The 14,841-nt window shown below is 47.2% G+C and carries 12 protein-coding genes; 11 read left to right on the top strand and 1 reads right to left on the bottom strand.

Annotation, left to right across the window (positions count from 1 at the left end):
• Positions 1-2: 2 nt before the first annotated feature.
• Complete coding sequence (locus OZ660_RS18500; protein WP_342455334.1) at positions 3-1,307, bottom strand: hypothetical protein; 1,305 nt, start codon at positions 1,305-1,307, stop codon at positions 3-5.
• A 468-nt stretch (positions 1,308-1,775) separates the two neighbouring features.
• Between OZ660_RS18500 and OZ660_RS18495 the strand changes: the two genes are divergently transcribed.
• Genes OZ660_RS18495 through OZ660_RS18445 form a run of 11 tightly spaced genes read left to right on the top strand, consistent with a single transcriptional unit; the run spans position 1,776 to position 14,830 of the window.
• A complete protein-coding gene (locus OZ660_RS18495) occupies positions 1,776-4,475 on the top strand; it encodes an HzsA-related protein (protein WP_274741958.1) in 2,700 nt (899 codons plus the stop codon).
• A 4-nt stretch (positions 4,476-4,479) separates the two neighbouring features.
• Entirely contained in the window at positions 4,480-5,232 is a 753-nt protein-coding gene (locus tag OZ660_RS18490) for an SH3 domain-containing protein (RefSeq protein WP_274741957.1), read from the top strand.
• Positions 5,202-5,831 carry an outer membrane beta-barrel domain-containing protein gene (locus OZ660_RS18485; protein ID WP_274741956.1) on the top strand — a complete coding sequence of 210 codons (630 nt, stop codon included), beginning with the start codon at positions 5,202-5,204 and terminating at the stop codon, positions 5,829-5,831. Before OZ660_RS18490 ends, OZ660_RS18485 begins: the two co-directional genes overlap by 31 nt.
• A 10-nt stretch (positions 5,832-5,841) precedes the next feature.
• Positions 5,842-6,366, top strand: coding sequence for a TlpA disulfide reductase family protein (locus OZ660_RS18480; RefSeq protein ID WP_202262815.1), 525 nt, complete (start codon positions 5,842-5,844; stop codon positions 6,364-6,366).
• Positions 6,367-6,368: 2 nt separating this feature from the next.
• Positions 6,369-6,623: a DUF4266 domain-containing protein gene (locus OZ660_RS18475; protein WP_202262814.1), complete on the top strand. Its 255-nt coding sequence runs from the start codon at positions 6,369-6,371 to the stop codon at positions 6,621-6,623.
• On the top strand, positions 6,610-7,767 hold the full coding sequence (locus OZ660_RS18470; protein WP_274741955.1) for a DUF3570 domain-containing protein: 1,158 nt from the start codon (positions 6,610-6,612) through the stop codon (positions 7,765-7,767). Before OZ660_RS18475 ends, OZ660_RS18470 begins: the two co-directional genes overlap by 14 nt.
• A 13-nt stretch (positions 7,768-7,780) precedes the next feature.
• Positions 7,781-8,383 carry a hypothetical protein gene (locus tag OZ660_RS18465; RefSeq protein ID WP_274741954.1) on the top strand — a complete coding sequence of 201 codons (603 nt, stop codon included), beginning with the start codon at positions 7,781-7,783 and terminating at the stop codon, positions 8,381-8,383.
• Between the two features lie 12 nt (positions 8,384-8,395).
• Positions 8,396-10,756: a hypothetical protein gene (locus tag OZ660_RS18460; protein ID WP_274741953.1), complete on the top strand. Its 2,361-nt coding sequence runs from the start codon at positions 8,396-8,398 to the stop codon at positions 10,754-10,756.
• On the top strand, positions 10,749-13,727 hold the full coding sequence (locus OZ660_RS18455) for a tetratricopeptide repeat protein (protein WP_274741952.1): 2,979 nt from the start codon (positions 10,749-10,751) through the stop codon (positions 13,725-13,727). Before OZ660_RS18460 ends, OZ660_RS18455 begins: the two co-directional genes overlap by 8 nt.
• A complete protein-coding gene (locus OZ660_RS18450) occupies positions 13,711-14,523 on the top strand; it encodes a tetratricopeptide repeat protein (RefSeq protein ID WP_274741951.1) in 813 nt (270 codons plus the stop codon). The genes OZ660_RS18455 and OZ660_RS18450 overlap by 17 nt, the downstream gene beginning before the upstream one ends.
• Entirely contained in the window at positions 14,516-14,830 is a 315-nt protein-coding gene (locus OZ660_RS18445) for a hypothetical protein (protein ID WP_274741950.1), read from the top strand. Before OZ660_RS18450 ends, OZ660_RS18445 begins: the two co-directional genes overlap by 8 nt.
• Positions 14,831-14,841 lie beyond the last annotated feature (11 nt).

The raw sequence follows: 14,841 nt of genomic DNA, 5'->3' as shown, positions 1-14,841 counted from the left end.
AATTATTCTCCTTTGCAGTAGTTTGCCGCATCAGCAAACACAGACTTCATTTGATAGCCAGACGCTGCAAATTGAGATTGCATAGCGCTAATCTGAGTGCGATCGTCACTGTCTTGAGGTTTGCGAAGGCACACTTCTTCAAACACTTTTGTAACTTGGCATTTTGCAAATTGCTGGCTATTCGCCAGTTCTTGTCCCATCGATTTAGCACCGTTCCCAGAACCCGGCAGGGCGTTTGACCAACCAAGATTAAAGTTGGGGCCTTCCCGCCAATAGTTGTCCCAACCGTCATCAAGTGTCACAAAGCCGTGAATAAAGTTGTTGCTGTTAATGCGATACTTCTCTTGAACACGAGTACCCGTGACAGGATCTGTTTGACCTTGAGCGTTGTACTGCAGCGCGCCGCGTTCGCCGTCTGGGTCGTTGTCTACATCGTATTGATAGTTGTAGTAAGCAAACGCTTGGGCAAGAGGATCCATACCAGAGTGACAACTTACGCAGTTGTTGTGGAATAACCTACTATCGCCACCCGGGCTTCTGCTTACGTCTTGCCTAATGCGATCTGGTGCACGGGTTATATCGGCAACCCCTTCTAAGTCGGTGCACATATGGTTCATTAGAGTAAAACGAAACATGGCACGATTAGTTCCGTCTTTGAAAAAGGCTTTGGCGGCTGCACGGGTAGTCATAACACCTGCAGTAGCCTCTGCGGGTAGGAAGGTTGTTGCCGATTGTGTGGTACTCACAAGGTGTGCATGTAAATCGGTTACGGCGTCTTCCATAGCCAAATAATGATCGTTATTGCTCGTGCTATAAGGTGGTAACCCCAATGTGGGTGAGCCGACGTATAAAATGTCACCGCTTAATACTTCGCGAAAATCAACATCGTCCCTCACCATGCCGATTACTGTTGCCATGTAATCATTGAGAGGCTCAAATTTATCGAACGCTTCATTGGTCCAGGGCGCTACCCAGGTTTTCACCGTCACGTTGTAAAAAGCGGGATTCTCCATCGCAAGGTATGCTGCACTTCGGGCATCTCCAGCTTCGATATGGCTTTGCATAGTATTAAGCACAGTTTCAGAAGCAGGCACGCCGACAAGGCGTTCGTGCATACGTGCAGCTTGTTCTCGCGCGCCTGCGTTTGCGTTAGCGCAAAGTGCAGTAGAAAGTGCAGCAGAAAGCCCTAACCCCCAAAGGGTGTATTTGATACCGAACTGTAAAGCACGAGGCCTTAACGAACCTGATGGCCAAGCGGAATATAAAAAATTGGGTAACGGAGAAAAAAGGCTGAGAAAATTTCGCACGGTCTGTGATCCTGTCATTCGCAGTATGACAAATGAAACCAATCGCACCGTTACAGTTAAATACTCATAAAATGTTATAGGTCTTAAAACTTATAACTAAGTGTAAAGTGTCGCGGTTGATAAGTAGTGAAAAGCAAACCTTTAGGTGACAACATTAAAAAAACCAAAAACTGCGCTAAGTCTCTGAAACTTGGTTAAAGTACCGGCTTTTTTTCTTGTCTACTGTGTGGGGTTAGCCCTCAGCAATAAGTAGCCGCGTACTGTCACACCCATACCCTCGACTTTTTTCAGTCTGTTGTCGTTATTGCACCAAAAATTAGAAGTAAGTCATTCCTGTGTCTGTTATGTCAGGTATGAAAACGCATCCCCTTATATAACCTGCAGTCTTGTGACATTTTGCTCTCAGTGAAATGCTGATATGGCTTAAAACCCTTTATCGCGCCATTTTTACTCTGAGGTATGATGACAATGGTATTTAATTCACTACATAGCTCGACGAAAAAGTCAGCCCTTCGTGCAGTAGCGTTACTGCTAAGTGCTACTTTAGTGAGTGCGTGTGGTGAATCTGTGGTTTCTCAAAGTAACGAAGAGCCCGACCCGGTTGTTGTTGATATTCCCATCGCGTTTGTAAAACGTACCCTGCCTATTGATGAAGAAGGCATGCGCGTAGTCAACGATTTACGTAACCCTGCCGAGTTTGTACCAGGTGCAGCACTTTATATAAAAGCGCGCGCCGCGGTTAGCAGTGCTGAAATAAATATTACAGACCGCGCATTTAGCGATGGCGATACAGCACAAGATGCTGCGCCGCTATATGATGTAAAAGATATTGAAGTGTCGTACGACGGCACTAAACTGCTATTTGCCATGCGCGCACCTGAAATTGAAGGGGCAGATGAGGACGAGCAGCCCACTTGGAACATCTGGGAATACGACATTAGCACCGACGAGCTTCGCCGCGTTATTGCTTCTGATATTGTGGCCGAAGCTGGTGAAGACACTAGCCCTGTCTATCTTCCTGATGGACGAATTGTATTTAGCTCTACGAGACAGCGCACTAACCAAGCCATTTTAATCGATGAAGGCAAAGCGCAGTACTCTGCATTGGAAGAAAGCCTAAACGTAGAAGCATCGGTGCTGCATGTAATGGATGCGAATGGCAGCGACATTACGCAGATTTCGTTTAACCAAAGCCATGATATTGACCCGTTAGTGATGCCCAACGGTAAAATCCTATTTACGCGTTGGGATCAGGCCGCTGGTGATAAAGGTATGCACCTGTATCAAATGAACCCAGACGGTAGCGAACTAGAAATTGTGTATGGTCGTCACAGCCATGAACTCAATGGAGATAATGTCCATTTTGTGCAAAGCCGCATTACGCCTGATGGCGACGTGTTGGCCGCTGTTCGTGAGTACACCCGCGATACACTGGGCGGAAATTACTATCGTATAGACGTACAACAGTATATTGATAGCAACACGCCAATCGCCTCTAGCGATAGCCTTTCTGAGCCTGGGCAAACTGCCGCGTTGTTCGACAATATTGATACCCATGCCCCTATTTCTGCAGGCGGTTATGTAGGCGCGCTTTATCCGTTATTTGACGGCAGCAATCGTCAGTTATTTGCATGGAGTCAGTGCCGCGTTTACGACCCAGAGCAAGAAGTAGCGGAAGGCGAGACGCGTACTATTTTGCCGTGCAGCGACGCCTTGCTTGCCAATGAAAACATTGAAGCTGCACCATTGCTATATGGCCTATGGATGTACGACCCACAAACCAATACACAGCAAGTTATTGCGACTCCACAAGAGGGTGTTGCGTATACCGAGCTCGTGTCGATGGAGCAACGTGGGTTTCCCGCTGATTACACCCCCGGTGAAAACTACGATGATACGCTGGCAAGCGAAGGTCTTGGCCGTATTCATATTCGCAGTGTTTATGATTTTGCAGGTGATGACGTAACACCAAATGGTATAGAGGTAATGGCTAACCCGAGTTTAACCGCTGCCAGTGAACGCCCAGTGCGCTTTGTACGCGTGGTAAAAAGTGTATCTATTCCCGATGATGAAGTCATTGATGTAGAGCGTAGTGATTTTGGTCCATCTCGCAATTTGTTGATGCGCGATATTATTGGTTATTCGACCGTTGAACCAGATGGTTCGGTTCTGCTTGATTTACCTGCGAATATTCCTCTGTCATTCGAGTTTCTTGATGTTAAAGGCAAGCGCGTTTTGCCTCGCCACGACAATTGGGTGCAACTCGTTCCCGGTGAGGTTAAAACCTGTAATGGCTGTCATACGCAAGATAGTACGTTACCGCACGGGCGACTTGATGCCGAGTACCCGTCTATCAACTTAGGTGCACCGTCGACAGGTGTGGCTCACCCTGGTGCCAACCCTGCATTGTTTGCTGATATGGGTGAAACCATGGCGCAAACGAAAAGTCGCGTTTTAGGGGCAACGTATCCGTTGGCTGACATTCTCTATGAAGACGTATGGAGCAACCCTCAAAATACCCCTCTTTCTGATGCGTTCGCTTACGCTTACGGCGATATGCAATCGGCTATTCCTATCTCGCAAAGTTGCGCGCAAAACTGGACCAGCTTGTGCCGTATTACGATTAACTACCCAGACCATATACAGCCACTGTTTGAGGTTGACCGCCGCACTTTTGATGATGCGGGTATGCTTGTAAGTGATACCACGTGTATCAGCTGTCACACGCCTACAGACACTGACGGCGTTACCCAAGTACCCGCTGCGCAACTCGACTTAACAAACCAAGTGTCGCTTGATAATCCAGACCAACTTACGGGCTATCGCGAACTGCTTTTCACCGATGCTGAAGTTGAGTTAGTGGATGGCGTATTGCTAGATAGACTTGTAGAAGCTGTTGATGGCAACGGCAACCCTATTTTTGAAAGGGACGAGGATGGTGAATTGATCCTCGACCCTGAAGGCAATCCTATTGTTGTCATGGTGACAGTACCTGTTGCTCCCTCTGCTCGTGCGTCAAGTGCTTTGGCAAGCGAGCGGTTTTTCACTTTATTTGAAACGGGCTCACACACCAATTGGCTAAGTGATGCTGAGTTGAAGTTAATGGCCGAATGGTTAGACCTAGGTGCCCAATACTACAACAATCCGTTTGATGCGCCGCAGGACTAAGTACATGAAATTGGTTGCAGCGGTGTTAACAGTACTTATTTCGACATGCTTGTGTGCGTTAGGTGGCGATGCAAAAGCAGACGAGCTTGTTGTGAAAGTAGTTGAGCCTTATGCCGACATGCATACAGGGCCCGCTCAAGCCTTTCCTATTTTTCACGCCATCAAAAAAGATGAAGTGATTACCGTGCTGAAATCGCATACGGGGTGGTACAAAGTGCGTACGTCTGATGGCAAAGAAGGTTGGATTGCCAAAACAGCACTTGCGGCCACGCTACATTTAGATAATGCAGAGGTGTTGATCGCGCAAAGTAATTTTGAAGGCTATCAGCATCGTACATGGGAATTTGGTGTTCACGCTGGCAAATTGAAAGATGTAACTGCTATGTCCATCAGTGCCGCATGGGTGCTCACCGACAATATCGCCGCTGAAATCAGTGCCACGCAAGCACTAGGCGACTTCTCTGATAACAGAATGTGGCTTGTTCGCGTTCAACATTACACCTTTCCAGAGTGGCGTTTATCGCCCTACTTCAGTCTAGGTGCCGGACAAATCCGAACTGAACCTAGCGCTACGCTTGTGCAAAGCGGTGCTGAGTCAAGAACTAATGACCTCCTCGAAGTAGGAGTGGGTGCGCGTTATTACCTACAAAACAACTTTGTAGTTCGCGCGGAATACAAACGCTTAACGGCATTAACCGAGCGTGACGAATTTGAGGAGTTGAATCTATGGACGTTAGGTCTATCCGTCTTCTTTTGATGAGCTTTACCGCTTTAGTGGTATCAGTTGGTGCCGTTGCACAACAAGGCCCCATTATCGAACCAAACCTTGAACGTCGCGATATACGCGAAGCCGACATTGACAGTGAAAACGTCGAAATTGGCGTGTTTGCAGGTCAGGTGAGTATTGAAGACTTCTCCAGTTCATCGATTGTTGGCGTCAGTTTGGGTTATCACATTACTGAGAATATCTTCGCTGAAGCAACGTATGCACAAGCTGATGCCGGCGAAACAAGCTTTGAGATCCTCTCTGGTGGTGCGCCATTTCTCACTGAAGAAGAGCGCGAATACCGTTATTACGACTTATCAGTGGGTTACAACTTTAATGGTGAACTCTTCGTTACTCAAAATACGGTTTTTAATACCGACTTTTTTGTCACTGTAGGCGGCGGTAGCACCGACTTTGGAGGCGAAAGTCAATTTACATTGAGTTTGGGCGCGGGATATCGCGTGCTTATTACCGATTACTTTGCACTGCGTTTAGACGTGCGCGATCGTATCTTCAACAGTGAGATTATTGGTGAAGAGAAAGACACTCACAACATTCAGTACACCCTAGGTGCGACTTACTTTTTCTGAGTAGAATGCTATGAAAATAAAACACTTTGACTCAATTTCTTGCTTAATCGCCTGTGTCACTATCTTGCTGGGACTGGCTTTGACCACGGCAACGCGAGCGGCTGAACCTGCACTCAATACACCTGCAACTGACTTTACGCTAAAAGGTAGAGACGGTGCCAATCATCGCTTAAGTGAAGAGGTGGGCAATATCGTTATAGTGAACTTCTGGGCGTCGTGGTGTGGCCCTTGTCGCGAGGAACTGCCTGCTTTTGAGTCACTGTATCAGGAATATGCCGATTTGGGCGTTACCGTGCTTGGTGTCAATGTTGATGACGATTCAAGTAAAGCTAATGTGCTGCTAAAAGATATAGAAGTGTCATTTCCAGTGCTTTACGACCCAGAGGGTGAAGTAAGCCAGCTATACGATGTTTCAGCGATGCCTACCACTGTTATGATCGATAGAGATGGCAATACGCGACTTATTCACAAAGGCTACAAGTCTGGCGATGAGAAGCACTACGAAAAAGCCATCAAGTCATTGTTGAGAGAATAGCAATGAAGAAGCCCATTCAGATGAGCGCCTTAGCGCTGTGTAGCACACTACTGAGCACCGGTTGCGTAAGCACACTGGAACACTTATCTGACATAGAGCCGTGGGTAAAACCTTACGAGCGAAGTCATCTTGCTGACCCTATCATGAGTGTTAACCGAAACCCGATTGCGACTGCCTACATCAAGCACGTATTTGAAGCACGTGAAGGCGCGCGAGGCGCTGATGGTGGCGCAGGAGGCGGTTGTGGCTGCAACTAACGCTAAAATATGGCAGCGAATGCTTGCGCTGCCTGTGCTGTTTGTAAGTTTAGTGACTACCTGTGCATATTCGGCAGTGCTACCTCAAGACCGCTCTGATGCGATGTATCACAGTTATTCAGGTGATGGTGTAACGATTGATGGTCCTTCGGTACTGTTGCGCAAAAAAATTGGCAACAAAGTGTCGCTGTCGGCTAACTATTACGTTGATACGATTTCTGGCGCCTCAATTGATGTACGCGCACAAGCCAGTGAATATCGCGAAGAGCGCACCGAAACCACAGTAGGTGCCGACTTCCTTCACAATAAAACCTTGATGAACGTCAGTTACACTAATTCCAGTGAAAATGATTTTGAAGCGAACTCCTACCATCTTAGTTTTAGTCAAGACTTCTTTGGCGACCTGACTACCTTAGCCTTAAGTTATTCTCGTGGTGAGGATGAAATTCGCCGCCGCGGAGATGAAAGTTTTTTGGAAGAAGCTACACGTCAAAAATTTGGGTTTGGTCTAACGCAAGTGGTAACCAAAAATCTAATTGTTGGCTTTAATGCTGAGAATATTTCAGATGAAGGTTACTTAAACAATCCTTATCGCGCTATTCGCTACATTGATTCAGACAGTGCCAGAGGCTTTTCATTTACCACCGAAGTGTATCCCAATACACGGGTCAGCAACGCTTTTTCATTAAATGGCAATTACTATTTGCCGTACCGCGCCAGTATTTATGGTGATGTGCGTTATTACTCAGACACGTGGGGCGTTAGCGCAACCAACGTTAAGCTGGGTTATGTACATACATTTGGCAAAGCGTGGATCGTTGATGCTCATGTGCGTTTGTACCAGCAAGATCAAGCCGATTTTTATCAAGACATCTTTAATCGTGCAGACGAATTTACCTTCATGGCAAGAGACAAAGAGCTCTCAACCTATTCAGGCGTTGCAGCAGGTGTCGGGGTGACCTATGAATGGGCATTCTCACCAGACAGCTATGTGGAAAAAAGCACATTCAACCTTGAATACGACTACATGCAGTTCGACTACGACAATTTCCGCGACGCAACAGCGGGTGGTGAAGTGGGTGAAGAAGCCTTGTTCGGCTTTTCTGCCAACGTGATACGCGCTTATGTGTCAATTTGGTATTAGGGAGGGAGCGAAAATGTTCCACAAAGCCAAAACCAAGCCTTCTAAACCCTCAATTATCGCACGAATAGGTGCGGGGCACTGCGCAATGATAGCTGCACTTGTGATAGCCATTTTCCTTAACCTTGCGTCATTTGCAGCGAAAGCAGAAAGTGTATCGGTAAATAACGATCAACACGTTCCACTGAATACGCAAATCGAAGACCTCAAAAAAGCCCTGATTAATCTCAATCGAGATTTGTTCATTCTTGAGGAAGACTTACTGTTTCCGTCAAGTACACAAGTTGCGGTGTACTTGTCGCTTGATGTGGGTGTGTACTTTCAGCTTGATGCGGTAGAGCTTGTTATTGACGACGAGACAGCCACACATTATCTGTATACCGAGCGTCAGGTAAATGCCTTAAAACGCGGTGGTGTGCAGCGTTTGTATATGGGCAATGTCAATCAAGGTGCCCACCAACTTACGGCTTTTTTTATCGGTATTGGACCTGAAAATCGACCGTACAAGCGAGCCGTCACTTTGGCATTTGAAAAAGATGATGATGCCCAGGCTGTAGAGCTCAAAATTACTGATTCAAGTGCCAAACACCAGCCCGAATTCACTGCTACTGTCCTTTAGGTTGCGCCGAGTATGAAGAAGCAGTTCACCCATTCAACCACAGCCTCGGTGATGATACGTTTACGACAATGGCCTGCATTGTGTGCTTTGGTGTGCTTGCTTATGACATTACCCACTTACAGTGCGGATGAATACGCTTCGTCTAATGAGGACCCGGTAAGCGAGCAAGCGCTAAAAAAACGACATGATGTAGCATTGGGTGAAGTGGTGTACTCGCTTTACGTTGATGACGCGCTTACCACGCTCAGTAAAATGGCGATGGTGGAACAAAGAGCCGAAAACAGTGTTGTGCAAAACAATCTAGCAGCGACACACGCTGATATGTTAAGTCTGCTAAAGGGGGGCGTTGCACTGGGTTTTGGCATGCCGCATCTCGCACAGCAAAAGCTCTCTTCACAAGCTCAATCGTTACAAGACGGGCAGCGTCCTTTGGCGTGGTATTGGCTTGCCCGACTTAACTTTTCTCAAGCACTTGGCTCTAATGGTTCATCTAACGGCTTGCAAGCTGGGCTAGATGCTTACAATGCGTTTGTTTCAAGCCTTGAAGCATCGGATAGCGAGCTTGATGAATTGCTGACACCAGCCCAGTGGTACGAATTAAATTATGAGGCTGCGCAGGCGTCTATGGCAATCACTAAAGGAGCCAGGTCTACCGACAATATAGCCAATGCTGCACACCCAGGTATTGAACGTTTTATTGCAGTTTTACCTGAAAGCCATATCGCGCGGCAGTACCTTGGTTATAACGAGGCGGTGAGTGCTTTTGAGCGCGGCGATTACGCATTGGCAGATCAGCGCTTTAAGCAGTTGGCCTATGCGTTATCAAAGGAACTTGAACGCGAGATAAGCGCTAGCGGTTGGTTTTCATGGTTAAATTGGTGGCAAGATAAGCGTGATGAGAGTGTGACAAAACACGAGACTCACGCGTTACTTAATGAAGTACTACTAGCGCGCGGTCAAACCTTATTGATGCTCGGTGAACAAGAGCAAGCAATCGGTGTGTTTGACGCTATCGACACTGACATATATGCCAATGACGAGCACGCTCAACAAGCCGATATTGCCCAAAGCACAGTATCAGAAAAGGGGAGCGAACAATCGCTTATTCGCGATGAGGCATTACTGCACTATGGGTGGGGTTTGGCGCAATCTGGCGACTGGCCCTTGGTCATGGGCGTGTGGAGCTTCCTGTCTGAGCAAGACAACAATCTTTACACGCTGCAAGCAACGCATGCGCTGGCATATGGTTATGCCCAGCAAGGTGGTGAGGTGCAAGCTTACGCTACATTGCAATTACTCCTTGCCAAGTTAACGGTTGTTATTGATGAATTAGAACTACTTTCAAGGCAGATAGAACAAGAGCGATATTGGCAGAGCGTGGCATTGGGCGTGAATGCGTTACAGATAGACCAAGCTGAAACGATGCGTACAAGCAATCAAGTTCCTCGACACCAAGTTAATGGCGTATCTACACACGAGGCATCTGTTAGAACACCTTGGCAATCACTTTGGCCTGCTTCACACAAAGATTTATTGATGGACCTAATTACCGATACAGCCACTAATGCAGGTAATCAAGGGCAAGACCAGCTAGAAAATTTAACGTCTTTGTATCACATTCAGCGTCAACTGCTAGCGCAGCGAAACCTAACTACAACGTTTGATGTGTTACTTGATGAGCGAGAGCAAACTCACAAAGCGCGCGTTGCCAATCATCAATCTCAGCAGTCTGAGGAACAACTGAAACAGGCACAAGCGGTGTTTACATCGTTAGAGCAGCGCATTGCTCTTGCCGAGCAATACACCAATCTGCCTGTAGGTGAGAGTACAAATGACATGTGGCTGGCGGGGTTAGCGACTTTCGCTAACGCAGAGCAATTAGCATGGCTTAACCGGTTATCAAATGCAGAGCAACGCCTAGCGCGGGTGTCAAAAGAGCGCACTGTGCGTCCGGCCTACGGCGAACGTCTAGCGCGTATAAAAGGCGTACTGGCATGGCAGCTTTCTGAACAATACCCTAAAGCGCGTTGGCAACACAAAAAAGCCTTGGATGAAGTGGCAGAGCGTTTATCTGATGCAAAGCGTGCACAGCTCAACTTCTCTACCTTACTGGCCACACCCAACATTACCGATGCACAGCGCGCTAACGTTCAATCGCTGCAAGCGCGTATTGACACTCACTTAGAAACAACATCGCAGCTTATTATGAATGTTGAGGTTTCCCTTACCGATAAGGCGTTAGCCGCAATTGAGGCGCGCAAAGCGTATTTAGCTGAGCAGTATGCGCTAAGCCAGCTTGCTATGGTGCAGCTGCGAGATGGCGATAGCAATGCGCCGATTGTTGGTGAGAACGAGGAGAATAGAAGTGAATAGGCCTGTTCATCGCCTGTTGTCTATGGCTGTTGCCAGTGCGCTAATCACGGGCTGTGCGTATACCTCTTTGACTGACAAAAACCAACAAGCCAAAGGCGCTCAAAACGCCTTAGTCACGTCTTTGGGTATAAAGCGCATTGTGGTAGAAAAAACGCAACTTGAACCCGCCGCATTAAGCGAAATTCGCGATGGTTATGCAGAGTTAGTAGGGCAGTTTTCAGAGAGAGAGCTTGCCCAGCAGCTTGAATTGCGACTAGCTGATGTAGAAATGCTATTGGCCGAAGAGCGCCAAGTATCTATTGATGCCAGCACTTCGGGGGGCACCTATCAAAATGCGATAAGCGCATATCAAAACATCTTGGTTAAGTACCCCGATGAAGCGTCAAAAGAAGCCGTGCTTTATCAGTTATCGCGAGCCTATGACTTACAGGGCGAACGCGAACAAAGCGTGGCTGTGCTAAACGTGTTGCTAGAGCTTTTCCCCGCATCACAGCACGCGCCGGAAGCGTGGTTTAGGCAGGGTGAGGCCTTCTATGGTCAGGCAGAATATGCCAAAGCAGCCAATGCTTATGCACAAGTGCTCGCTAGCAGTGAGAACAACAACTTTTATGCTATGGCGGCCTATATGCAAGGGTGGGCGTACTATAAATTGGAAGCCTACGATAAGGCACTAACTTCATTTGATAGCATGCTATTGGCAAGCTTTAGTGATGAAACGCTGCAGAAACAGGCGGTATCAACTTCCGTGTTACCTGCTCCCGTATTACCTGATATGGCACAGCTGTCTAAAGGTCAGCAAAAACTAGTGAAAGACAGTTTACGCATGATGGCGACGCTGTTTTCTTATCGCGGTAACGGTGAAGCTATCGTCGATTTCTATAACGTACGGGGTAACCAACCTCATAGCTATTTGGTTTACAACGAACTTGCGCAGCAGCACTTAGATAATGATCGCTACCTGGATGCCGCCGAGGCATACCACGCTTTTGCAAGCCATTTTCCTGCACACCCTGAGGCAGTAGCATTTTATGTTAAACACATAGACGCCTTTATTCTGGGTGAATTCCCCAGTGAGGTACTAAGTGCAAAAGCAGGCTTTGTAGACACTTTTGGCGCCACAACAGGTCAGTATGCGACCTTGCCAGATTATGTACAGCAGGATGCAAGACCTTATCTTCATCAGTATTTAAGAGAGTTAGCGCAAACACAGCACAGTTTTGCGCAGCAACTTAACACTCCCACAAAACGACATACGCTTACACCAACACTGCGCGGCCTTAGTGAGGATGCATTACGCAAAGAGGTCAGTGCCGCATACGCCAAAGCTCAAGGTTATTATCTTGCCTTTATTGATATGTTCCCTGACGATGAACTTGTTGCGCAAATGCAATTCAATTTAGCAGAGAGTTACTTTGAGTCAGCGCAGTATGAAAATGCGATCACACATTATGAAGCGTTCGCGTACACATTCAGTGACCATGAGAAAGCCAGTGATGGTGCATACAGCGCGTTACTTGCATTTAAGGCACTTTCAGAAAAAGCGCTTTCAGACGAAGTAGCTAATACGTCTTTGCAAGGGTTAAAAGCAAAGCAGCGACAAAGTCAGCAACGATTTATCGCAACGTTTAGTCGCGATAGCCGAGTAGTACCGGTAGTGCAAACGTTAATGCAAGAAACCTTTGACGAAGCGCAATTTGAACAAGCACTGTCCTATAGCGATTGGTTACTCAACCCTCCTAGTGGCACCACCGGCAGTATTAATGAGCAAGTGCGCCTATCCGCATTCTTAGTGAAAGCCCATAGTTTGTTTGGGTTGAAGCATTATGTTGAGGCAGAAACAGCCTATGCCATGTTGCTTGCCGATACCCAAAAATGGGGTGTCGCTAAACAAGATGCGCTCACACAAACGCTGACTCGAAACTATGCTATTAGCATGTTCAAGCAGGCAGAAGCTGCTGTAGGGCAAGATGATTTATCTCAAGCAGTTACTCACTTAACCAGACTAATGCGCAATACGCCAGATATCGATATTCGCGTTAATGCACAATATGATGCAGCCAGCTACTTGATGACGCTTGAACGCTTTGATGAAGCGCAAGCCTTACTTGAAGACTTCGAGCAACGTTTTCCTTTACACGAACTTACACCCACAATTGAAGGGAAGCGGTTGTTCGTGTACGAGAATACCGAGCAATGGCAAGCCGCTGCCAACGTGCTTTATGACCAATATGAGCGCAACAAAATTACCGAAGCAGGGCGAGAAGCCCTATTGCAGGCGGCAGAGTATTTTGAGTTGGCGGGTAATCGCGCGGCATCGCTACCCGCTTATAGAACCTACGCGCATGCTTACCCAGCACCTTTTGATACGGTGATGGAGGTGAGGTTTATTATGAGTGAGTTCTATAAACAAAGTGGGGAGGATGCCAAGCGCCGTTTTTGGCTTGATAAGCTCATAAAAGGGCATGATGGTGCTGGTGACAACGCAACACCGCGTTCTCAAACATTGGCCGCTATGTCTGCCATGGTGTTTGCCGAAGATGCGAAATACGTGTTTAACCGCATAAAGTTAACCCAGCCGCTTAAAGCCAGTTTGACGAAAAAACGAAAAGCGTTAACGCAAGCCGTAGAAGCACACAATAAAGTGCTGTCATACAAGGTAAGAGAATACGCAACAGTGGCAAATCATCAGTTAGGTGCGTTATACCGTCAACTTGCCAACGACTTAATGGCCTCACAACGCCCGAGCAACTTAAACGCGCTAGAACTAGAACAATATGAGTTGCTACTGGAAGAGCAAGCTTACCCTTTCGAGGAACAGGCTATGCAGGTATATGAAGTAAACGCTAAACGCAGTTGGGACGGGGTTTATGATGAATGGGTTAAGGCCAGTTTTGCTGAGCTCTCAGCGTTAATGCCAAACCGTTATCGCAAGACAGAAAAAGTGGAGGCGCTCAGTGTTGAAGCATATTAATCCCTTTTGTTGCCTTGTAGCGGTGGTGATTGGCTTAAGTTTAAGTGGCTGTACAAGCACACCTTCTGAAACTCAGGTGAATGAACATCAATCACTAGGTGAAACGAGTGATGTAAACCAAGATGTGGTCAATACCACCGACAAAGACACCGGTGAGGTATCGCAAGATGCGCATTTAGCACAGCAGCTACGTAGCTCTGAAAACTACTATACCGCGACCAAGCGAGTATTTTCTGAAAAAGAAGCGGCGCGTTTCAACCTTGCTCTTGACCACTTTGGCGATAGAGAGTTTGACAAAGCTAGACAGGTTGCCGAAGGACTTATTGAGGCTGATCCTACCGCGACGCCTTCACCTCAGCCTTCATCTTCACCATCTGCTGTGTGGGTATTACTTGGTGATATCGCACGCGCGTTGGAGGACAACAACTTGGCGATAGCACACTATACCCAAGCTGTTGACCGTAACCAATACAACTATTATGCACTAAACCGTCTTGGGACATTAGCGCGAGAAAATGGCGAATTTCAGCAGGCACAGCAGTACTACTTGAATGCGATTAAGGCCTGGCCAGGCTATCAAAATGCACATTATAACCTAGGTATCTTGCTTGATCTGTATGTGGGGGATAAGGTGTCTGCCCTTGAATATTACGGTAATTACTACGCATTGCTACGCTACCCTGACACCCAAGCCGACCAGCAGGTGGACATGCGTTTGGTTAAGCAAGTCGAGCGCTGGATAGCGGATGTTAACCGTCAAATTCCAGCCACGGCGAGAGGAAGCAGCGATGAATAAATATCAAAAGTTGGTTGCTTTGATGATGGTGCTTGCCACCGTTGGTCATGTTCCCCCAATGAAAGCACAAGAAGTGCAAAGTGATGATGCGCCTTTGCGGCTTGAGGCAACGATTCGCGGTGACAAAGAGCAGCCTAGGGTATTAAGTATTGTACCTTGGCAGTTACCCGCTCATCGCAATATAGAAGGCACATTGTCTTGGAAGCCACAACAAGCTACTCCCACACCCCTTGAAAGAACGCAGTTTTTACGCAAAATGGCGCTCTCTAAGCAATTTGGTAAGCAAGCGCTTACTAATCAAAAATAGAGCGCCGTAAG

It is taken from the genome of Alteromonas sp. 009811495 (assembly GCF_028865455.1).
Classification (GTDB): domain Bacteria; phylum Pseudomonadota; class Gammaproteobacteria; order Enterobacterales; family Alteromonadaceae; genus Alteromonas.
This window is presented reverse-complemented; position numbering and strand designations above follow the sequence as displayed.

Bases quoted from the DNA above. Each gene is read 5' to 3' on its own strand.
- OZ660_RS18475 (WP_202262814.1), top strand. From the start codon at position 6,369: ATGAAGAAGCCCATTCAGATGAGCGCCTTAGCGCTGTGTAGCACACTA.
- OZ660_RS18445 (WP_274741950.1), top strand. From the start codon at position 14,516: ATGAATAAATATCAAAAGTTGGTTGCTTTGATGATGGTGCTTGCCACC.
- OZ660_RS18485 (WP_274741956.1), top strand. From the start codon at position 5,202: ATGGACGTTAGGTCTATCCGTCTTCTTTTGATGAGCTTTACCGCTTTA.
- OZ660_RS18490 (WP_274741957.1), top strand. From the start codon at position 4,480: ATGAAATTGGTTGCAGCGGTGTTAACAGTACTTATTTCGACATGCTTG.
- OZ660_RS18480 (WP_202262815.1), top strand. From the start codon at position 5,842: ATGAAAATAAAACACTTTGACTCAATTTCTTGCTTAATCGCCTGTGTC.
- OZ660_RS18465 (WP_274741954.1), top strand. From the start codon at position 7,781: ATGTTCCACAAAGCCAAAACCAAGCCTTCTAAACCCTCAATTATCGCA.
- OZ660_RS18460 (WP_274741953.1), top strand. From the start codon at position 8,396: ATGAAGAAGCAGTTCACCCATTCAACCACAGCCTCGGTGATGATACGT.
- OZ660_RS18495 (WP_274741958.1), top strand. From the start codon at position 1,776: ATGGTATTTAATTCACTACATAGCTCGACGAAAAAGTCAGCCCTTCGT.